The sequence below is a fragment of the Serratia sp. 506_PEND genome, from assembly GCF_001076875.1.
Taxonomy (GTDB): Bacteria; Pseudomonadota; Gammaproteobacteria; order Enterobacterales; family Enterobacteriaceae; genus Serratia; species Serratia marcescens.
Genome location: NZ_JVEL01000616.1, coordinates 24,693 through 42,425, shown reverse-complemented (window position 1 = coordinate 42,425; position 17,733 = coordinate 24,693). Strand labels below are relative to the sequence as shown.

At 58.6% G+C, this 17,733-nt stretch carries 29 protein-coding genes; 28 read left to right on the top strand and 1 reads right to left on the bottom strand.

What is annotated here, in order from left to right; translation table 11 throughout:
- The 17 genes from ADK28_RS28235 to ADK28_RS28165 all read left to right on the top strand — a co-directional run.
- A partial coding sequence (locus tag ADK28_RS28235; RefSeq protein ID WP_204375387.1) for a hypothetical protein occupies positions 1–215 on the top strand: 215 nt, incomplete at its 5' end.
- A gap of 88 nt (positions 216–303) precedes the next feature.
- A complete protein-coding gene (locus ADK28_RS31090) occupies positions 304–621 on the top strand; it encodes a hypothetical protein (protein ID WP_048797314.1) in 318 nt (105 codons plus the stop codon).
- 79 nt (positions 622–700) lie between these two features.
- A complete protein-coding gene (locus ADK28_RS28225; protein WP_048797313.1) occupies positions 701–1,531 on the top strand; it encodes a hypothetical protein in 831 nt (276 codons plus the stop codon).
- Between the two features lie 10 nt (positions 1,532–1,541).
- Entirely contained in the window at positions 1,542–1,694 is a 153-nt protein-coding gene (locus ADK28_RS32350) for a hypothetical protein (RefSeq protein ID WP_161802739.1), read from the top strand.
- The gene (locus ADK28_RS28220; protein ID WP_048797312.1) at positions 1,691–1,924 is read left to right on the top strand and encodes a hypothetical protein; all 234 of its coding nucleotides are present in this window, start codon (positions 1,691–1,693) and stop codon (positions 1,922–1,924) included. Before ADK28_RS32350 ends, ADK28_RS28220 begins: the two co-directional genes overlap by 4 nt.
- Positions 1,921–2,112, top strand: coding sequence for a hypothetical protein (locus ADK28_RS28215; RefSeq protein WP_048797311.1), 192 nt, complete (start codon positions 1,921–1,923; stop codon positions 2,110–2,112). Before ADK28_RS28220 ends, ADK28_RS28215 begins: the two co-directional genes overlap by 4 nt.
- A 2-nt stretch (positions 2,113–2,114) precedes the next feature.
- Positions 2,115–2,336, top strand: a complete 222-nt coding sequence (locus ADK28_RS28210; protein WP_048797310.1) for a hypothetical protein — start codon at positions 2,115–2,117, stop codon at positions 2,334–2,336.
- Positions 2,329–2,694: a hypothetical protein gene (locus ADK28_RS30755; RefSeq protein ID WP_075202162.1), complete on the top strand. Its 366-nt coding sequence runs from the start codon at positions 2,329–2,331 to the stop codon at positions 2,692–2,694. Before ADK28_RS28210 ends, ADK28_RS30755 begins: the two co-directional genes overlap by 8 nt.
- 328 nt (positions 2,695–3,022) lie before the next feature.
- Entirely contained in the window at positions 3,023–3,427 is a 405-nt protein-coding gene (locus ADK28_RS28205; protein ID WP_048797309.1) for a gp16 family protein, read from the top strand.
- Complete coding sequence (locus tag ADK28_RS28200; protein WP_048797308.1) at positions 3,424–3,873, top strand: hypothetical protein; 450 nt, start codon at positions 3,424–3,426, stop codon at positions 3,871–3,873. The genes ADK28_RS28205 and ADK28_RS28200 overlap by 4 nt, the downstream gene beginning before the upstream one ends.
- An 83-nt stretch (positions 3,874–3,956) precedes the next feature.
- On the top strand, positions 3,957–4,433 hold the full coding sequence (locus tag ADK28_RS28195; RefSeq protein WP_048797307.1) for an N-acetylmuramoyl-L-alanine amidase: 477 nt from the start codon (positions 3,957–3,959) through the stop codon (positions 4,431–4,433).
- Entirely contained in the window at positions 4,430–4,681 is a 252-nt protein-coding gene (locus tag ADK28_RS28190) for a hypothetical protein (RefSeq protein ID WP_048797306.1), read from the top strand. Before ADK28_RS28195 ends, ADK28_RS28190 begins: the two co-directional genes overlap by 4 nt.
- Before the next feature lie 176 nt (positions 4,682–4,857).
- A complete protein-coding gene (locus tag ADK28_RS28185; RefSeq protein WP_048797305.1) occupies positions 4,858–5,100 on the top strand; it encodes a hypothetical protein in 243 nt (80 codons plus the stop codon).
- Between the two features lie 11 nt (positions 5,101–5,111).
- Positions 5,112–5,336, top strand: coding sequence for a hypothetical protein (locus ADK28_RS28180; RefSeq protein WP_048797304.1), 225 nt, complete (start codon positions 5,112–5,114; stop codon positions 5,334–5,336).
- A 3-nt stretch (positions 5,337–5,339) separates the two neighbouring features.
- Positions 5,340–5,840, top strand: coding sequence for a DUF1804 family protein (locus ADK28_RS28175; RefSeq protein ID WP_048797303.1), 501 nt, complete (start codon positions 5,340–5,342; stop codon positions 5,838–5,840).
- Positions 5,833–6,051 carry a hypothetical protein gene (locus ADK28_RS28170; RefSeq protein ID WP_048797302.1) on the top strand — a complete coding sequence of 73 codons (219 nt, stop codon included), beginning with the start codon at positions 5,833–5,835 and terminating at the stop codon, positions 6,049–6,051. The genes ADK28_RS28175 and ADK28_RS28170 overlap by 8 nt, the downstream gene beginning before the upstream one ends.
- A 26-nt stretch (positions 6,052–6,077) precedes the next feature.
- Positions 6,078–6,566 carry a Gp49 family protein gene (locus ADK28_RS28165; RefSeq protein WP_048797301.1) on the top strand — a complete coding sequence of 163 codons (489 nt, stop codon included), beginning with the start codon at positions 6,078–6,080 and terminating at the stop codon, positions 6,564–6,566.
- A gap of 4 nt (positions 6,567–6,570) precedes the next feature.
- Here ADK28_RS28165 and ADK28_RS28160 read toward each other — a convergent pair whose 3' ends face one another.
- On the bottom strand, positions 6,571–6,750 hold the full coding sequence (locus ADK28_RS28160) for a hypothetical protein (RefSeq protein ID WP_048797300.1): 180 nt from the start codon (positions 6,748–6,750) through the stop codon (positions 6,571–6,573).
- Between the two features lie 76 nt (positions 6,751–6,826).
- Here ADK28_RS28160 and terL point away from each other — a divergent pair, with 76 nt between their 5' ends.
- From terL to ADK28_RS28105, 11 genes are all read left to right on the top strand, one after another.
- Positions 6,827–8,497 (top strand): phage terminase large subunit, encoded by a 1,671-nt coding sequence (gene terL / locus ADK28_RS28155; RefSeq protein WP_048797299.1) that lies wholly within the window; start codon positions 6,827–6,829, stop codon positions 8,495–8,497.
- The gene (locus tag ADK28_RS28150; RefSeq protein ID WP_048797298.1) at positions 8,497–10,125 is read left to right on the top strand and encodes a DUF935 domain-containing protein; all 1,629 of its coding nucleotides are present in this window, start codon (positions 8,497–8,499) and stop codon (positions 10,123–10,125) included. The genes terL and ADK28_RS28150 overlap by 1 nt, the downstream gene beginning before the upstream one ends.
- On the top strand, positions 10,112–11,368 hold the full coding sequence (locus tag ADK28_RS28145; RefSeq protein ID WP_048797297.1) for a phage minor head protein: 1,257 nt from the start codon (positions 10,112–10,114) through the stop codon (positions 11,366–11,368). Before ADK28_RS28150 ends, ADK28_RS28145 begins: the two co-directional genes overlap by 14 nt.
- On the top strand, positions 11,365–11,847 hold the full coding sequence (locus ADK28_RS28140) for a phage virion morphogenesis protein (RefSeq protein ID WP_048797296.1): 483 nt from the start codon (positions 11,365–11,367) through the stop codon (positions 11,845–11,847). The genes ADK28_RS28145 and ADK28_RS28140 overlap by 4 nt, the downstream gene beginning before the upstream one ends.
- Before the next feature lie 254 nt (positions 11,848–12,101).
- On the top strand, positions 12,102–13,157 hold the full coding sequence (locus ADK28_RS28135; RefSeq protein WP_048797295.1) for a phage protease: 1,056 nt from the start codon (positions 12,102–12,104) through the stop codon (positions 13,155–13,157).
- A gap of 2 nt (positions 13,158–13,159) precedes the next feature.
- Positions 13,160–13,720, top strand: coding sequence for a hypothetical protein (locus ADK28_RS32610; RefSeq protein WP_053091656.1), 561 nt, complete (start codon positions 13,160–13,162; stop codon positions 13,718–13,720).
- Positions 13,721–13,731: 11 nt separating this feature from the next.
- Positions 13,732–14,640: a Mu-like prophage major head subunit gpT family protein gene (locus ADK28_RS28125; RefSeq protein ID WP_048797294.1), complete on the top strand. Its 909-nt coding sequence runs from the start codon at positions 13,732–13,734 to the stop codon at positions 14,638–14,640.
- Between the two features lie 2 nt (positions 14,641–14,642).
- Positions 14,643–15,077, top strand: a complete 435-nt coding sequence (locus tag ADK28_RS28120) for a gp436 family protein (protein WP_048797293.1) — start codon at positions 14,643–14,645, stop codon at positions 15,075–15,077.
- On the top strand, positions 15,077–15,964 hold the full coding sequence (locus ADK28_RS28115) for a phage protein Gp37 (protein WP_048797292.1): 888 nt from the start codon (positions 15,077–15,079) through the stop codon (positions 15,962–15,964). Before ADK28_RS28120 ends, ADK28_RS28115 begins: the two co-directional genes overlap by 1 nt.
- On the top strand, positions 15,961–17,349 hold the full coding sequence (locus ADK28_RS28110) for a phage tail sheath C-terminal domain-containing protein (RefSeq protein ID WP_048797291.1): 1,389 nt from the start codon (positions 15,961–15,963) through the stop codon (positions 17,347–17,349). Before ADK28_RS28115 ends, ADK28_RS28110 begins: the two co-directional genes overlap by 4 nt.
- Positions 17,350–17,360: 11 nt before the next feature.
- Complete coding sequence (locus ADK28_RS28105; protein WP_048797290.1) at positions 17,361–17,732, top strand: hypothetical protein; 372 nt, start codon at positions 17,361–17,363, stop codon at positions 17,730–17,732.
- Position 17,733 lies beyond the last annotated feature (1 nt).

Sequence of the window (17,733 nt, the reverse complement as noted above, 5' to 3'; positions counted from 1 at the left end):
AGCCGGGGTGTGACATGCTGAAAATGACCGCTGCACAGTTTAATCGGGAATATAAGGTGGGTAGCGTTTTTGTGCTCAGCACCAAGTTACAGGACAGTAACGGCAAGCCGGTGCGGACGGTGGCGAAAGCCGACGATATAGGTAGTGGTGCTGTGGTGGAAATTAATCTCGAACCTTGGTTTACCAATATTCGAAATTTAACACCGACTAATTAATTTAATACCGAATTAAAMCTTATTTAAMTATGGCGTAAACCCGCCAGGGGCGCGCTTACGCCAAAATCTGACTTTGAGGTAATAAAAAATGGAAAAAGATAAATATTGGGATGGTGCAAATCCGCCTGATGGGTATGAAGCCCGGCCATCATCCGGCAATCTGGGCAGGGTTGAAATAGACAATCCAGAGCTTGCCGATGTGCTACGCAAGCTGATTGCATGGCATGAAAGTCAAGTTAGGGGTCTTTCGCTGGTGCTGGAGCATAAGGATGCCAGCATTGACTTAGGTGAGAACTCTATTGAGGCCGGTACCGAGCTGCATAGAGGGGTTCGGATTGGTGTCCAACTGGCTCTCGCTTATCTGGGGAAGTTGCCCATATATTTCAATGCCGCTGACGATGAATAATTTAATCCCGTAATAAACCCTATTTAAATATGGCGTAACTCGTCCTGGGCGCTCTTACGCCAAAATCAAGGAAATGATAATGAATACCTTTAAAGCCGACGTGGAAACCATTACGCCAGAAATAGCCATCACCTATTTAGGGGCGAACACAATCAACAGGAACCTCAATCAAACGTATGTGGACAGGTATGTACGGGAAATGAAATCCGGTACGTGGCGACTAAATGCCGAGTCAATCAAGTTCGATGCTTCTGGTCGGCTGATTGACGGTCAGCATCGTCTCAATGCCGTCGTCATGGCCGGTGTTGCTATCCAAAGCCTGGTTGTACGCGGCATACCTGTGGGCGTTATTGATACGCTGGATACAGGAAAAGCCAGAACCGGCGGTGATGTTTTGGCCATTTCCGGTATTACCGAGAAATCCGCGAGCGGCTGTATTGCCCAGGCCGTTTGTACGCTGCTTCGCTATGAGGCCGGTGTTAACTGGTCGGTCAGTGGTGGTGGATATAAGTATCTGGAGACCAATGAAAAAATTGCAATTTACTACCGGGGGCACATGAATGAGCTTAAGGCCAATCTTTTGTGGATAAAGGAAAACCTGCCATCAAAAGGTGGGTTGATGCCTGCCTCTGATGTGCTGGCATTGTTAACGATATGTGCCCGAAAAGACCCGACACTGGCGCACGCTTTTTTTACTGAGATTTTCAAAGGGATCAACCTCGCCGACGGCAGTATGTCTTGGGCGCTCCGCAATCGGCTGATCCATTACAAAACAGGTACGGTAAAGGCTAATAAAGCCATCCTCAAGTGTACCTTCCTTTTATGTTGGAACAGGTTGCGGGCGGGTAAGTCTGTGAAGGCCGGAAATATCATGTATCGCCAGGGTGAATCTGTCCCGTTTGCCAAATGAGGTGACTGCAATGAAATTACCTCGTTTCAACCTGTGGCGCTGGTTATGGGGGCGCGTCTGGGCACTCAGTGAGTGGAGTGGTATTGGTCTGGGGCGTTTCGCACCGTGGGTATTTCACCAGATGATTGGTTGCAATACCAAAGTTGAGAGGATGACCAAATGAAACAGTTACTTAAAGGTATTTCTGTTGAGCAGTTCAATGCCCGTTTCCCGGTAGGGGCGCTGTTCCGCTATTACCCTATCCAGGGTCAGTCGGAGTGCTGTCAGGTTGTTACCCGCTCAGAAGCCTGGGCGCTGGGGCATGGTGCTGTCGTGGTGCTCGTTAATGACCGTACTGGCGGTGTGTCGGTGGAGCATCTGGAGCCGGTCGCGGCTTACGGCGGTGCGGTATGAATTGGGCCTTGATTTTGGTTCTTGCTGGATCCTACCTGCAGCTGGGTTACTGCCATGCTGATACCGTGCGCGAGCTGGGCTTGCTTCGCCGTTCGCCGCGCTTTGTTGGGTTCCTGGTCATCATGCTGCTGTGGCCGATGGGCGTCATGATGCTGGCTGACCGCATCCGCCTTGAGAGGGAGTGGTAGTAATGGTGATTATTACTGTGTTGTTAGTCACTTATCTGGTTGTGGCGGTAGTGTTGCTACTGACGATGTATCTGTTGCGCCTTGCCTATTGGCGGTGCGGTGCTCGTTCGGTACAGGCGCCAGGCTTTACCTTTGTTCAGGTTGCCGTGCTGTGGCCAATCTTGATGGTGGTGCTGCTGTGGGTGTATTTGGGGTGGCTTATGAAGGGGAATTCCAATGGCTAAATCGGCGGCAGAGCGTAAGGCTGCGCAGCGGCAACGCGTAAAGCAACGTGGTGGTTCGCGTGATGACCTGGTGCTGACCGACAAAGAGGATGCGGCACTAGAAAAGAATCGCAGGCGGCGCAATCCAGGGCATCGGCCCTATAGCCGTACTGAATACATTGGCTTATTGATCCTCTGTGATAATGAGCGACTGGACCGTCAGGAGGCTGGTCTGGGTGTATGTCAGCGGTGTGGTAATGCCTTACCTGTCGGGTGCGGTGGTAATTTTCGTGGTGAGGGGGCGTGCTGGTTCACTCTGGCTTTTCGCGCACTCAATTTAACCGCCGTGACCGGTCACGCTAATTTGCAAGGAGAGTAATTATGCGTATAGCTCAATGTTTAACGAATATTGCTCTTGTGGGCCAGACGTTGATACGGTCCAAAACTATTAATTCAGGATATAAGGTTATTGAACATGCCCTATTTAGTCGCTCCATTTTTAATTTCAATTGTGCTTTTAAATGTGAAATCAATCCGTTGGATTCATATTGGCAGGCTACTTGCAGTATTTACCGTTATTGCCTTGCTATATACCAATGGTGCAGGTGCCGCAGGGTTAGCTGTGGGACTGTTATTGGCGTGTGCGGGAAGGTATCAGAAGCAGTGGTGTTCTCAGGTTACGAGTCACAATCGCGAGGTGTCTGCTGATGAGCAAGAACCTCATTCGGATAATTCACACCGGTAAATCGGTATTAGCCTGGGATGATGAGACCTATCGTGGTGTGCTTGCACGCCTCACCGGTAAGCGTAGCGCGAAGGAGTGCACGGAAGCGGAGCTGGAGCGCGTAGTCGGTTATATGCGTGACCAGGGCTTTGAGCAAAAGTCGACTCAGCATGGTCGTCGCCCCAATGTGGCTATGGGCCGCAAGGGTATGGTCAGTAAAATCGAGGCGATGCTGGCGGAGGCCAAACGGCCCTGGGGGTATGTTGAGACCATCGTCGAGCGGATGCTCGGCGAACGCAAGCCGCTGGAGTGGCTCAATGACGATCAGGTGCGCACGGTGATGCAAATCCTGATTGTTGAGGCGAAACGCCACGGGAGGTTGCCGTGAACCCTAATCAGCCCGATTATGAGCAGGTGCTGGCGCTGCTGCCTGAGTCCGTGCAGCAAATTGCGGCGCTGATTGGCTTTCCGGCAACGGAAGCGCTGATCCGGCAGTTTGGCGGCGTGACATTCCCCATCGGCAAAGGGCTGCGTGGTACGGGGCAGCGGCGTATTGCGCTGCTGCAGAAGACATTATCGCCGGATCATGTGGCGGTGCTGGTGCAGCACTTCAGCGGGGATGTGCTGTATATCCCCCGCTGTGACGCGGCGTGGCGTGCCTGGCGCAACCGCTGTTTCTTTGCGGATATTGATCGGTTGCAGGCAGAGGGTGAATCGTTGACAATGGCCCTCACGCTGATTTGCCCCAAATATGGCATTGCCTCCACCCGCGCCTGGGAGTTGTTAAAATCGCGGGATAGCACACCACTTCCTAAGCAAAACAGCCTCTTCTGACAGTTACCCACTACGCCCCCGTAGCGGGTTCGCGCCTCAACTATCCGACACAATAACCCTCGTCAACTTACGAGGGTTTTTTTATGTCCCGCTTTATCGATTTGATTGTCCTGCATTGTGCTGCCAGTCCGGATGGCAAGCCGCTGGGCAATGCGCATGAGACTGCTGCCCAGGTCATTGACCGCTGGCACGCGGAGCGCGGTTTTTGCCGTGCGCACCCTTCCATTAATCCTCAGTTGACGGCCATTGGCTATCACTACGTCATTGATTGCGATGGCACGGTGCTGACCGGGCGCGGCGAAGAAGAGATCGGCGCGCATGTGCAGGGCCACAACGCCAACTCCCTTGGTGTCTGCATGGTCGGCACCCGTCAGTTTACCGTCGCCCAGTGGTTGGCGATGCATGACCTGATCGCCACCCTGCAGGATAAATATCGTAATGCTTCCCTGCATGGCCACCGCGAGTATGCCGCCAAAGAATGCCCCGGTTTTGATGTGCCTGACTGGGTTGCTGTCGATTGCATACCGCTGCCGGGCCATGTGTTCCCGGAGGGCGTGTGAGCTGGGGTTCTGCGCTAAAGGCGCTGGTAATTGACCCGAAGACCGGCGAGTTGTCCACCGCCGAAGTGATGACCGTCGGTGCGTTCGTAGTCAGCAGCATCATGGTACTGAATGCGGCGTTTACTCAGTCGCTGGCTGAGTACGAGTTTGTCGGCTATCTGGCTGTCTGGGCCTTGCACAGCCAGGCCACTCGCCTGGTGTCGCTGCAGCGTGACCGTATGGATAAGGCCGATGATGCGACAGGCTAGGGTTCTGGGCGCGGTGCTGGCCTGTGGGCTGGCGGGCTGTGCGGCATTGCCTGCACGACTGGCGGGGCCGGTGTCCCGGTTCTGCCATTCGCCCTATGCCGAACTGATGCTCTTGCCTGCCGCTGGCGGTGCCTCGGTCTGGGGCTGGTTACGTTTTATGGAGGAATTACACCGTCATGAGCATGGAGATGGTGCTGCATGTCGCGCTGTGGCTGGTCGCCTCCTTTGGCGGCCTGTGGATCGCGCAGTTGAAGTACGCCCTGCACAAGCAGGGACAGTTGATTGAGGGTATCCAGCGCGATTACCTGCGCCGGGATGATGCCAGCGACCGTATGGATACGCTGAAAGAATTGGTGATCGACGTGCGAGATCGCATGGTGCGATTGGATGAAAAACTGGACCGCAAGGCGGACAAGTAAGGAGCAACAGTATGAACAGGAAGAAAAAAATTCGCTCACGCGTGCGCAGAGTAACCCTGGAGCGACGTTTGCTGGAAGAAATGAACACCAAGCTAACCCGGATGGAGAGCAACCTCGACACGGTGAACCGGGGCGCAGTGCGCCAGGGGGCAACGGCGGGCGGTGTTGCTGGCGGGCTGGTTGGTGCCATCGTGTCGCTGTTTGTGGCCCTGGCTAAATCAAAGCACGGGTTGTAAGGCATGGCGTACTCGCAGGATACGCGGGACAAGCTGCGACAGGCGTACATCTACGGCGGCTTAACGCTGGAGCTGGCAGCGGCGCAGACGGGGGTTCCTGTTTCTACGGCCACCCGCTGGAAACGCGAGGCGGCAGACCGACTGGACAACTGGGACAAGCATCGCGCCGCCGTGTTGATAGCAGGCGGCGGTATCGAAGATGTGACCCGGATGATCCTGCTGAATACCCTGACCGAGACGCATGTCACGATGGACAAGATCCGCGATGACCCCAGCATCTCGGCGGCAGACCGGGTCGATATGCTGGCCCGGTTGGGCGACTCGTTCAGCAAGTGCATTGCCGCCAGCAAAAAGGTACTGCCCGAGACTAGCGAACTGGCGACAGCAATGAGCACCGTAACGTTGTTTTCCAATTTCATTAACGAGAGCTACCCCAAACACCGGGCAGCGTTCGCCGAGGTGATCGAAGCCTTCGGCAAGGTACTGGAGAAAAAGTATGGCTAATCAAATCATTGACCTGGCACCAGACATGGCTGTCCGTGCAGATCAAATCACCAAGGTATGGGTGAGTAACAATGGCGATGTGCTCATCAAGTTGCGCGAAGGCACCACCCATTCAGTGGAACAGCAGTGTGGTGAAACGCCCTACCAGACATCGTGCCGCATCAAGGCGCAGATTGAGGCGGCGCTGGCTGAACGTAAAAACCCGCTTTAACCCGCATTTAAACGGAGATTAACACCATGCAAAAGACCGATAGCTACGCCCAGAAACAGCAGTATGTCGAAAGCCTGATCGCTACCGAACATTATTACCACGTACCGGACAGCACCTGCGTCCTCTGTGCTCTGGTGCTGAAAAGCGGCTTTACCGTTACCGGTACGTCATTTTGCCTTAACCCCGTCGACTTCAATGCCGCCAAGGGCTGGGCGTTCGCGCGGGATAGTGCCATCAATGAAGCCATCCATATGGAATCGTACCTCTGTTATCAGGGTGCAGGGTCAACGAATGCGCTCGGGGCGGCGTGCCTGGCCAGTGGCACTGCCGAGTGTGGCAATAAAGAGCAACAGAAAAAACCGTATGAACCGGTCACAGAGCGACTGAGCGTCTTTAACCGGCTGGTTTCAGCTATCCGCGCCGAATTCACCGAGGCTGAAATGCGCGGTCGTGGTTTCGACGAGAGCATGTGGCAGGCCGCGCAAATTATTCGCTGGGCGCAGGTTGAGGGTTAAGCACCTACTCTGACACAAAGTCGTAAGCGGCCCTGAATGCAGCAAGATAAGGGGCGTCGGGGCCAGAACCGCCGACACTTCCGGTGATACCGTTCCTGTTGGCACTTCCAGCCTTTACGATTTCTACCGCAACCTGAGCGATTTTGAGCTTCTGGTCGAGGGTGAGTGCGTTTTCTTTCGTCATTACGGTCTCCTTGTGACAGGTTGTTGGTTAGCGTCGACATCATGACACCAGGAGACCTTCTTTTTCAGGTGCTTATATGTCGCAAAAAATGTCCATTCGTGACTTCCGCGAATCAATGGCGGCGCTGGCCACCAACCTGCGGCGGGAGATTGAAGCCGAATGCACTGGGCTGGATGTCAGCCCCGCAGCGGTGGCGCAGCGTCGCCTGCAGGTGGCCAACGCGACGGACGGTTACCGTTTCTTCGTGCAGACCTATTTCCCGCACTACGTGCGCCACGCAGAACCCAGCGAACTGCACCTTCACCTGTTCACCCGCCTGCCGCAGATTGTCGCCAGCCCCAAAAGCGAGAACGACGCCATTGCCGCGCCGCGCGGTGAAGCCAAATCCACGCTGGTGAGCCAGCTCTTTGTGTTGTGGTGCATTATTCTCGGCCACAAGCATTATGCGCTGATTGTCATGGACGCTTTAGAACAAGCCGTCCCGATGCTTGAGGCCATCAAAGCCGAGCTGGAGTTCAATCCCCGCCTGCAGTCTGACTTCCCGGAGGCCTGTGGTCCTGGTCGCGTCTGGCAGGTGGGCACCATCCTCACCCGCAACGACATCAAGGTGCAGGTGGCCGGTAGCGGTAAAAAGCTGCGTGGCCTGCGTCACGGCCCGTACCGCCCTGACCTGGTGGTGCTCGATGACATCGAGAACGACGAGAACGTGCGCAGCCCGGAGCAGCGCGACAAGCTGCACAGCTGGCTGAAAAAGACCGTGATGCCGCTGGGCGGGGCCGGGGCCAAGATGGACGTGGTGTATATCGGCACCATTTTGCATTACGACTCGGTGCTGTCCCGCACGCTGGCCAACCCGCTGTGGCGCACGGTGCGTTTCAAGGCCATTCGTCGCTGGCCGGACAACCTGGCGCTTTGGGATGCCTGGGAAGAAATCTTGCGCAACGATGGTGAGAAACCCGCCACGCTGTTTTATCAGATGCACGAGGCCGAGATGCTGGCCGGGGCCATTGTGTCCTGGTCGGCGCGCCCGCTGTTGACGCTGATGACCATTCGCGCCCGTGATGGCCACTCGACCTTTGATGCCGAGTATCAAAATGACCCGGTCAGCGGCGAAGATGCCATCTTTGCGGGCAAAGATGATCAGGGCCGTGACACCATCAAGTTTTGGGTTAACCGTCTGCGCGAGTGGGTCTTTTACGGAGTGTGCGACCCCAGCCTCGGCAAGGCCGGGGCCAGCCGTGACCCTTCCGCCATCCTGGTCGGTGGCTTTAATCGCCTGACTGGTATTCTTGATGTGGTGGTCGCCGATATCCGCAAGCGCGTACCGGATAAAATTATCAGTGACATCATTGAACTGCAAAAAACCTATATGTGTCTGGTGTGGGGGATTGAAGCGGTGCAGTTCCAGGAGTTTCTGCGTACCGAACTGGTCAGGCGTTCGGCGGAGATGGGGTTTCCGGTACCTGCCAGAGGCATCATTCCGCATACCGACAAGCTGTTGCGCATCGAATCGCTGCAGCCGCATATGCAAAACGGTCTGATCCGCCTGCACAACAGTCAGAGCACCCTGATTCAGCAGTTACGCCATTTCCCCAAGGCCGACCACGACGACGGGCCGGATGCGTTGCACATGCTCTGGACGCTGGCGCGCACCAGTTCGCCGGTCTTCGAGCATCGCTCATTGTCTGATCCAGAGCGTTCCTCACAACGCCGTGGTCGCCTGGGCTTTTCCAAAGGAGGCTGGTAATGGGCCAGCAGTTAGTCGATATTTACGGCAATCCCCTGTCATCAAAAACCCTGACGGTGCAGCAGTCCGACACAGCGGCATTCATCCGCCGTCAGTATGCCGAGCACCCGGCACTGGGGATGGACATCAACCGGCTTTACCGCATCTTCGCCGAAGCCGAGCAAGGTCACCTCACGCGCCAGGCCGATTTTTTCTTCGACATGGAAGAGCGCGATGGCCATGTGTTTGCCGAGTTGAGCAAGCGCCGCCGCGCAGTGATGCCGCTGGCGTGGACCATCAAGCCGCCGCGTAACGCCACTGCGCAGGAAAAGGCGATGGCCGCAGCAGCCACCGAATGGTTTCAAGACCTGCCGGAGTTCGAGGCGCTGATGTTCGATATGCTGGATGCCATCGGCCACGGCTTCTCACCGATTGAACTGGAGTGGGAGCGCGCCGAGGGTGTCTGGCTGCCAAAGGCGTTTCACAAGCGCCCCCAACGCTGGTTCCAGACGCCGCCGTTCGACGGTGACGACATCCGGTTGATTGACGGCTCGCTCGACGGTGCGCCGCTACGCCCGTTCGGCTGGATTTTGCACCGCCACCGCGCCAAAAGCGGCTGGCTGGCCGAAAGCGGCCTGTTCCGCGTGCTCGCCTGGACTTACCTGTTCAAGAATATCTCGGTGCGCGACCTGGCCGAGTTCCTGGAAATTTACGGCCTGCCGATGCGTGTCGGCAAATACCCGGCAGGCACCACCGAGGACCAAAAAGACGCGCTGTGGGAGGCGGTAACGGACCTTGGCCACAACGCGGGCGGCATCATTCCGGCGGACATGGCCATTGAGATCCAGTCTGCTGCCCAGGGGCAGGTTGACCCGTTTAAATTCATGATGGAGTGGTGCGAACGTACCCAGTCGAAAGTGATTTTGGGCGGCACCCTGACATCCCAGGCTGACGGCCAGAGCAGCACTAATGCCCTGGGCAATATCCATAACGAGGTGCGCCACGACCTGCGCGCCAGCGATGCGGTGCAGCTGGCTGGCACGCTCACCCGCGAACTGTTGTACCCGCTGCTGGTGCTGAACGGCTACAGCGGCATTACCCCGCGTCGCATGTGCCGCTTTGAGTTCGATACCCGCCAGCAGGAGGACACCAAGGACATGGCCGAGGCGATCTTCGCGCTGGTCAAGGCCAACATGAAGGTGCCGGAACGCTGGGCGCAGGAGAAAACCGGCGTCCCGGCCCCGGTCGGCGATGAGCCGGTGCTGGCCCCGATTGCGCCCAACGCCTCGGTCTCGGCCCTCAGCGCCCTGCAGGGCATCCAGCCCGTTGTGCTGCCCGCGTTACCTGCGCCGACGTTGCCACCCCCGACGCTGGCGGCGCTGAGTGCCCCGACGGCGGCCAGTCCCGACCAGGTCGCGCAGGACACCCTGGACGCAGCACCGGAGGCTTTTGCGGGGTTGGTGAATACCGCGATGGCCGACCTGCTGGCCCCGGTGCTGGCGGCGCTGCAGCAGGGGCGGACGCCGGATGAGGCGCGCGACATCATTGCCTCGGCCTATCCGCAACTCAATGATGCGGCGCTGCGCCAGTTGATAGCACAGGCCGTCTTTGTCTCTGACCTGTGGGGGCGCGTCAATGCCGGGGATTAATCTGGGCTATGCCATGACCCTGCCGCCGAAAAAGGCCATCGCCTACTTCGAGTCCAAGGGGTATCACATCGCCTTTGACACCACGGCGATGGAGGACGCGGCCCACGCCACGGGCTTTACCGTGAGCGGCATTCTCAAGCAGGATGTGCTGGCCGACATCAACGGTGCGCTTGGCGATGCGCTCAAAAACGGCCAGACGCTCGCACAGTTCAAAGACAACCTGCAGCCGGTGCTGGCACGCAAGGGCTGGATAGGTGGCGGACTCAAAGCTGACGAGGACGGCGTGCTGGAAGGCAGGCAGTTACTGCCGTACCGCCTGGACACCATTTTCCGCACCAACATGCAATCAGCCTACATGGCCGGGCGCTATCAGCGCATGATGGACAATGCGCAAAGCCGCCCGTACTGGGAGTATGATGCGGTGATGGACAACCGCACCCGTCCGGCCCATGCGGCGATGAACGGGCGGGTGTATCGTTGCGATGATCCCATCTGGGATACCTTCTTCCCGCCCAACGGTTATAACTGCCGCTGCAGCGTGCGCGCCCTGAACGCACGCGACCTCAGCCGCCACCCTATTGGGTTGGAGTCTTCCGAGGGCCGTCTGGTTACTGTCCGGCAGCCTTATGGCATGAAGGGCCAGACGCGCCCGGTCACGGCCTACAAAGACCCGAAAACCGGCCAGCTGTTTACCCCGGATGCCGGGTTCCACCTCAATGCGGGCAAAGGCTACATGGGCAACCTGGGGCAGCAGATGCTACGCAAGGGAGCGACGGTCCCGCCACGCATTGCCAGCCAGGCGGCGCAAGCGGCGCTGGGTCAGCCTTTGATGCTGACGGCGTTCACCGCCGACCTGGCCAACTGGATGCAGCAGGTGCACGGCGACCCGGCGCTGCGCGGTGACTGGCGCTATGCCGGTGCACTGTCCACGGCGGTGTTGGATGCGCTGCCAGAGGAATTGCCTAACGCGGTGGTGACCCTGCCGGGCAGTGCGGTGCGGGATGCGGCGATGTTAACCCCGGACTGGTTGCAGCTGCCAACGCTACTGGCCTCACCGGATGTGGTGCTGCGCGAGCCGGACGGCTCCCTGGTTTACGTCATTGACCAGGGTGGTGCACCGCGCGCCGCCCGCGTTGCGTTGAGCGGTGGCCAGCCGACGCTACAAAGCAGCTGGTCGTTGACGCCGGGCGATGACGCCGACCTGAAACACCTGCCCATTGTGACCGGAGGCTGGCGCGAATGAGTGAACTGGTGATAACCGTCCCCGACAACCTGCGTCGGGCGCTGGAGCATCTGGCCGAGCACGTACACCGCCGTCTGCCGCTGATGAAAACCATCAGCGAGGACATGCTGGCTGCGGTACAGGAGAACTTCGAGCAGGAAGGCCGTCCACGCTGGTTGCCTATCCATCGCGTCGGGGAGATCCTGCGTGCCAGCAGCCATCTGTATCATTCCATTGACGCGGACTATGACAATGACGAGGCGGTGGTCGGCACCAATGTAGTTTACGCCCGCATTCACAACGAAGGCGGCACCACCCGCCCGCACGTGATCCGCGCCAAAGACAAGCGGGCGCTGTACTTCAATGGGCGCTTCGCCAAACAGGTCAACCACCCCGGCTCACGCATCCCGGCGCGCCGGTTCCTGTCAATGACCGACGACGATTACGACGGTATCCGCGAAGACATTCATGACTACCTGGATAAAGGGCTGGAGGAATAGCCCCAAAACGTGCCTGTGTGGCGTTCTGGGTGGTTATTGCCATCGTGGTACGCCGTTACCCCGTTAAAACGAATCTGACGCGATTTAAACGGGTTTTAAATGGGGTTGCATCCCTCACGCCGGTGGCGTATTCCTGTTACCGGCATTTACCCTCTGCCCCCGCCTTAAATTACCCACTACGCCCCAGTGACTGATAACCCACCGTACCGTTACGTAGATTAACCCTGACATGAACTGATGGGGGTTGACCGAACGTGAAACAAACTTCGCCACGCATTGCTGCGCTGACCATGGAAATTACCGAGGCCGCCCCGCGCGTCCAGTTGTTTCCTGCCGGTCGGTTTCGTGCGGCAGAGGGGGCGACAGATGTGCCGTATTGGTATCTGGATGCGTCTCTGGCACAGCGCCTGATAGCGGCGGCCAACGTCCGAACCAACGATTACGTCTTTGATTATGAGCACCAGACGCTCAACGCCATTAAAAACGGCCAGCCAGCCCCTGCAGCTGGGTGGTTTAAAAAACTGGAGTGGGTTGAGGGCCAGGGGCTGTTTGCCATTGATGTCAAGTGGACCGACAAGGCTAAAGCGATGATTGAGGCCAGAGAGTATCGCTATGTCTCCCCCATGTTCCGGTACGACGCAGCGGGCAATGTCCGCCGCATCTTAAACGCCGCGATCACCAATCTGCCTGCGCTGGATGGCATGGCTGAACTGACGGCTGCGGCTTCTCTCCTTTTATCTTCTGAGGATAACGCAATGGACGAAGAAATCCTGGCGGCGCTGTGCGCGCTGTTTGGTCTCCCTGGTGCGGCAACGGAAAGTGATCTCAAGTTCAAGCTGACCGAACTGCAGGACAAGACTCTCAAGCCTGCTGCCTGCAGTTCCCTGTCTGACCTGCTGGCGCAGAAAGACAACAAAATCGCCGCTCTGTCGACGCAAGCCCCAGACCCGGCGAAGTTCGTGCCGATTTCGACGGTGGAATCGCTGCAGCAAACCGTCGCTGCGCTCAGCGCCAAAATCACCGGCGACGAGGTTGAGGGGTTGGTCACGGCAGCGCTGAGCGATGGCCGTCTGCTGAACGACATGGCCGACTGGGCGCGTGACCTGGGCAACAAAGATGTGGCAGCCCTTAAAGGCTATCTCGATAAGGCACGTCCCATCGCCGCGCTGTCGGGGCTGCAGACTGGCGGCAAACCCCCACTGGACGCGGAAGGCCGCGCGGTGATGGACGATAACGCGCTGGCCATCTGCAGCATGTTCGGCACCGACACCAAAGACATCGCCAGCCAGCTGGCACAAGAGGAGCAGTGACCATGACGGCAACCCTGGTTGATCGCAATACCCCGTACCGTGACGGCGAGCTGACGCCGGTACCGCTGGCGGCGGGTGAAATCATTCCTGCAGGCGTCATTGTCTGTATCAATACCGACGGTTACGCCGTCAACGGTAAAGAGGCACCCGACCTGCTGTATGCCGGTCGCTCCGAAGATGCCGTGGACAACAGCGCTGGCCAGGACGGCGATTTGTACATCCTGGTGCGTATGAGAAAAGCCTTCCTGTGGGAGAACGACGGCACCGTCACTCAGGCCAGCCTCGGGCGTCGCGTTTTCATTCTGGACAACCAGACGGTGTCGGCCAGTGATGGCGGCGGCGCACCGGCGGTACTGATGGCCGAACCTGGCCAGGCAGGGGGTGAGCAAACGGACGGCAATACCGGCGACGGTAACGAACAGCAGACGGCTCAAGACAAGAAAACCGGCAAGGCAAAAACCGCCGAACTGGCTGACGTGCCGGTGAGCGAGGATGCTGCAGCAACGCGCTCCAAAGCGGGCACGGTCATTTTACTGGATGCCGACGGCGTCTGGGTTTACTAGGGAGACACATTATGCTGGTTAATGCCGGTACGCTTAAGGTGATTTTTATCAACCTTAAAACCATCTTTAACAACGCGTTTTCAACCGCCCCCTCGCAGTGGGAAAAGGTCGCCACGCTGGTGCCGTCCACCGGCAGTGAGAACGACTATGCCTGGCTGCAGAATTTCCCGCGTATGCGCAAATGGCTTGGCGACAAGCAAATCAAGTCGCTGGCCGGGCATAAATACACGCTGGTCAATGATGACTATGAAGCGACGGTGGCGGTCAAACGTAACCACATCAAGGACGACCAACTGGGGATCTACGCACCCCAGGCGCAGGATGCAGGCTTTTCCGCCAAGCAGTGGCCGGATGAGATGGTGTTCGAACTGCTGAATAAAGGCTTCACGGAAAAATGCTACGACGGCCTGCCGTTCTTCAGCGACAAGCACATGATTGGCAAGGCGCAGTATTCCAACGTGAGCAAAAAGGCGCTGGATGCGTCCTCCCTGGCCAAGGCCAAAGCGTCTTACGGCGCGGCGCGCATTCAGCTTAGCAAAATCAAGGATGAAGACGGTCGCCCGCTCAACGTGCGCCCAACCTTGCTGGTCGTTCCGCCTGCGCTGGAAGATGAAGCCAATACCCTGATGACCGCTGACCGCCTGGACGACGGCAAGGCCAACATCTACAGGGGCACCGCGACGGTGGTGGTTGTCCAGTGGCTGGCCTCGGACACGCAGTGGTTCCTGATGGACGTCTCCCGTCCGCTGAAGCCGCTGATTTTCCAGCAGCGTGAGGCGCCGGTGTTTGTGTCCCAGACCGACATGAACAACCCCGATGTGTTCAATCGCGGCGAGTTCAAGTTTGGTGCCGAGGCGCGCGGGGCTGCCGGGTTCGGCTTCTGGCAGATGGCCCTGGGTTCGACGGGCGAAGAGGCATAACCATGTACGCCACCCGCGAGGACATGATCAACCGCTTTGGCCGCAAGGAAGTGGTTGAATTGACGGACGTGGACTGGACCGGCGACATCAATGCGCGTGTGCTGGATTACGCGCTGTCGACCGCCACCGACGAGATCAACGGGTACATCGCCGGTCGCTATACGCTGCCGCTGCCCCATGTGCCTGCCGTTCTCTCCGGCTATGCCTGCGACATCGCCCGTTATCGCATGACGGGCAACCAGCGGCAGTGTGACGACGAAATCCGCGAACGTTACCGCGATGCCATCCGTTACCTGGAAGGTGTCGCTAGTGGTCGGGTCACGCTGGGCGTGTATCGGGATACCGGCACCAACGTCCCGTCAGCCTCCGGTGGCGTTCGCTTCTCTGGCGGGCGTCGCTTGTGGCGTCGGAGTAACACCGGTGGCGGCGGTTTTTGATGATCACACAGACCGAGAACGCGATCATTGTGCGCCTGCATGAGGGGTTGGGCATCGGCCCGGAGCGGATGGTGTTCGAGGTGGCCAGCTACGGCGGCCAGCTCGCTGATCTGGGGCAGATTGTGCGCCAGCTCCCGGCGGTATGGGTGGAGTATGCTGGGGTGCAAAGCAGCAAGCCGGTTAATACCCACCGTAACAAGTTCTGGGTGGTGTCGCGTTTCAACGTCTACGTCGTCGATTACAGCGTGCGCAGCGAAGAGAGCCACCGCAAGGCCGGGCCGGTGCTTGATGAGCCGGGCACCAACCGTATCATCAACGCGGTGCGTCGCCTGCTGACCCGGCAGGATTTTGGGCTGAGTATCCGCCCGCTGATGCCGGGGCGCGTGCGTAATCTGTTCAGCACCGTACTCAATAACAAGGCGATCTCCGCCTACAGCTGTGAGTTTGAGACCCGCTGGATTGAAGAGGCGCTCGACCTGCATCACTGGCCTGCACCGGACGGCGAGACGCACCCAGACTACGTTTTCAAGCTGTACAACGGACGCCTTGACCCCGCTGTGCCGTACCACGACAGCACCGACATGCGTTATTTCCTGCCCGGCGGCACCGCCGCTGCGGCAGAGGACATTGTGCCAACCGAGGAGGCCATCGTGCTGACTGTAAAAGCAAAAGACGGCGTGCGCGTCCCCCGTGAGGATGACCCACACCGGTACATTACCCATGAGGCAGCGGTCGAGGTTGAGGCCAGCGCCTATTACCTGCGCCGCCTGCAGGAAGGCGACCTGGTTATCGCGGCCCCGACCGCCGACCCCGTTGCCCCGGCAGATGCTGACGTCGCACCGGTTGAGGTTGCGGCATCCACCGATAAAGGCAAGGGGAAAAAATGACTATCCCAAACGTATTGAAGCCCGGTGATTATTTTGAGTTTAACACCACCCTGGGCGCGCGTTCGCTGGCGACCAATGACCAGACACTGGTGATTTTGGCGCAGCGGACGGCAGCGGGCACCGTGGCCGCGCTGACGCTGGTGAATGTCTTTAGCGACGATGAGGCGGCCACGTATTTTGGTCGTGGCAGTCAGGCGCACCGTATGGCCACCGCCGCCATTAACGCCAATCCGTACATTCAGCTGACCGTGGTGGGTATTGATGACGACGCGGGGGCGACGGCGGCAAGTGGCACAGTGGCTATCAGCGGGCCAGCGACCGGCACTGGCCAGGTCAGGCTCACTGTGTGTAACACGAGGGTGGCAGTTGCTGTCGCGAATGGTGATACCGCTGATCGGCTTGCCACTGCGCTGGCGGCAGCGGTCAATGCCAATCTTGACCTCCCGGTGACGGCCAGTGCGGCAACCGGCACGGTCACGCTGACCGCCCGCAACAAGGGGGCGTGTGGTAACGAGGTTGGCCTGGTAGCCAGCGCCACGGCGACCGGCGTGGCAGTGACCCTGACCGCGATGCATGGCGGTGAAGGCGACCCGTCGCTGGCGGCAGCCCTGGCGGCGATTTTCAGCGCGGGCCATACGCTGATTATCTCCCCTTACAGCACCGAGGATGCGCTCATCCCACTGGCGACGCATCTGGATAACGTGTCCGGCCCGATGGAGCAGCGCGGCGCGGTGGGGGTGACCGGGTGGAATGGCACGCTGTCTACCGGCACCACGCTGACCTCGACGGCCAATGCCCCACGCATTACCACCGGCTGGCACAGCGGTTCGCTGTTGCCGAACGGTGAGCTGGCGGCAGTCTATGCGGCGGTGATCGCCAGCGAACCCGACCCGGCACGCCCGTTGCAGACCTTACCGCTGCCGGGGCTGGACATCACCCCGCAATCGAAATGGCCGGGACGTACCGAGCAGGAGAATGCGCTGGCCAACGGGTTAGCGCCGTTTGAAATCCTGGGCAGTACCGTGCAGATCGTGCGTGCCATTAGCACCTACGTGAAGAACGCCGAGGGCGTGGTCGATCGCACCCTGATGGACATCACCATCATTCGCTCGCTGGATTATGTCCGAGTGGCGTGCCGTACCCGTATCAGCCAGCGTTTCCCGCGCGACAAGCTGACCGACGCCCGCATTGCACGGATGCGCTCCGAGCTGCTGGATGTGCTCTACAAGCTGGAGGGGCTGGAGATTGTGGAGAACGTGGACGCCAACAAGGCGTATCTGACCGTGACGCGCAATGCGCAGGACGACAGCCGGGCGGACGCGAATATCCCTGCGGCCATCGTGCGCGGCCTGCATGTGTTCGCAGGCACCATCTACTTACTGTAAGGGAGGCCGTGATGGCTGAAGAATATATCGGTGCCGTCGTGCTGGAGTTGGACAGCGTTGAGGTTGAAATCGTTCGTTTCCAGCCGCGTGAATCGACCGGCAAAAAACCGGTCGACACCATGAACTCCACCGGGCGACGCAAGGGCTATACCCAGGGCATTGTCAAATATGACCTGGCCTTCACCGCCGTGGTGCCCAAGGACGTCAAAATTCGTTGGAACACCATTGCCGGGGCCAAGCTGACGGTCTACCCGGTGGATGACAACAGCAAGCGCACCACCTATCAGGATGTGTTTGTGACCGAGGTCAGCGAAGAGTACACCGTCGATAATGAAGCGCGCGTCGACATTACCGCGTTCTGCCTGAACAAAGTGGAGGAGTAAG

What these genes read in the sequence shown, in the direction of transcription:
- ADK28_RS28210 (WP_048797310.1), top strand. Translation starts at nt 2,115, where the DNA reads ATGGTGATTATTACTGTGTTGTTAGTCACTTATCTGGTTGTGGCGGTA.
- ADK28_RS28150 (WP_048797298.1), top strand. Translation starts at nt 8,497, where the DNA reads ATGGGCCAGCAGTTAGTCGATATTTACGGCAATCCCCTGTCATCAAAA.
- ADK28_RS28140 (WP_048797296.1), top strand. Translation starts at nt 11,365, where the DNA reads ATGAGTGAACTGGTGATAACCGTCCCCGACAACCTGCGTCGGGCGCTG.
- ADK28_RS28215 (WP_048797311.1), top strand. Translation starts at nt 1,921, where the DNA reads ATGAATTGGGCCTTGATTTTGGTTCTTGCTGGATCCTACCTGCAGCTG.
- ADK28_RS28225 (WP_048797313.1), top strand. Translation starts at nt 701, where the DNA reads ATGAATACCTTTAAAGCCGACGTGGAAACCATTACGCCAGAAATAGCC.
- ADK28_RS28160 (WP_048797300.1), bottom strand. Translation starts at nt 6,750, where the DNA reads ATGACGAAAGAAAACGCACTCACCCTCGACCAGAAGCTCAAAATCGCT.
- ADK28_RS28195 (WP_048797307.1), top strand. Translation starts at nt 3,957, where the DNA reads ATGTCCCGCTTTATCGATTTGATTGTCCTGCATTGTGCTGCCAGTCCG.
- ADK28_RS28105 (WP_048797290.1), top strand. Translation starts at nt 17,361, where the DNA reads ATGGCTGAAGAATATATCGGTGCCGTCGTGCTGGAGTTGGACAGCGTT.
- ADK28_RS28175 (WP_048797303.1), top strand. Translation starts at nt 5,340, where the DNA reads ATGGCGTACTCGCAGGATACGCGGGACAAGCTGCGACAGGCGTACATC.
- ADK28_RS30755 (WP_075202162.1), top strand. Translation starts at nt 2,329, where the DNA reads ATGGCTAAATCGGCGGCAGAGCGTAAGGCTGCGCAGCGGCAACGCGTA.
- ADK28_RS32350 (WP_161802739.1), top strand. Translation starts at nt 1,542, where the DNA reads ATGAAATTACCTCGTTTCAACCTGTGGCGCTGGTTATGGGGGCGCGTC.
- ADK28_RS28120 (WP_048797293.1), top strand. Translation starts at nt 14,643, where the DNA reads ATGTACGCCACCCGCGAGGACATGATCAACCGCTTTGGCCGCAAGGAA.
- ADK28_RS28110 (WP_048797291.1), top strand. Translation starts at nt 15,961, where the DNA reads ATGACTATCCCAAACGTATTGAAGCCCGGTGATTATTTTGAGTTTAAC.
- ADK28_RS31090 (WP_048797314.1), top strand. Translation starts at nt 304, where the DNA reads ATGGAAAAAGATAAATATTGGGATGGTGCAAATCCGCCTGATGGGTAT.
- ADK28_RS28170 (WP_048797302.1), top strand. Translation starts at nt 5,833, where the DNA reads ATGGCTAATCAAATCATTGACCTGGCACCAGACATGGCTGTCCGTGCA.
- ADK28_RS28115 (WP_048797292.1), top strand. Translation starts at nt 15,077, where the DNA reads ATGATCACACAGACCGAGAACGCGATCATTGTGCGCCTGCATGAGGGG.
- ADK28_RS28165 (WP_048797301.1), top strand. Translation starts at nt 6,078, where the DNA reads ATGCAAAAGACCGATAGCTACGCCCAGAAACAGCAGTATGTCGAAAGC.
- ADK28_RS28180 (WP_048797304.1), top strand. Translation starts at nt 5,112, where the DNA reads ATGAACAGGAAGAAAAAAATTCGCTCACGCGTGCGCAGAGTAACCCTG.
- ADK28_RS28185 (WP_048797305.1), top strand. Translation starts at nt 4,858, where the DNA reads ATGAGCATGGAGATGGTGCTGCATGTCGCGCTGTGGCTGGTCGCCTCC.
- ADK28_RS28205 (WP_048797309.1), top strand. Translation starts at nt 3,023, where the DNA reads ATGAGCAAGAACCTCATTCGGATAATTCACACCGGTAAATCGGTATTA.
- ADK28_RS28145 (WP_048797297.1), top strand. Translation starts at nt 10,112, where the DNA reads ATGCCGGGGATTAATCTGGGCTATGCCATGACCCTGCCGCCGAAAAAG.
- ADK28_RS28220 (WP_048797312.1), top strand. Translation starts at nt 1,691, where the DNA reads ATGAAACAGTTACTTAAAGGTATTTCTGTTGAGCAGTTCAATGCCCGT.
- ADK28_RS32610 (WP_053091656.1), top strand. Translation starts at nt 13,160, where the DNA reads ATGACGGCAACCCTGGTTGATCGCAATACCCCGTACCGTGACGGCGAG.
- terL (WP_048797299.1), top strand. Translation starts at nt 6,827, where the DNA reads ATGTCGCAAAAAATGTCCATTCGTGACTTCCGCGAATCAATGGCGGCG.
- ADK28_RS28125 (WP_048797294.1), top strand. Translation starts at nt 13,732, where the DNA reads ATGCTGGTTAATGCCGGTACGCTTAAGGTGATTTTTATCAACCTTAAA.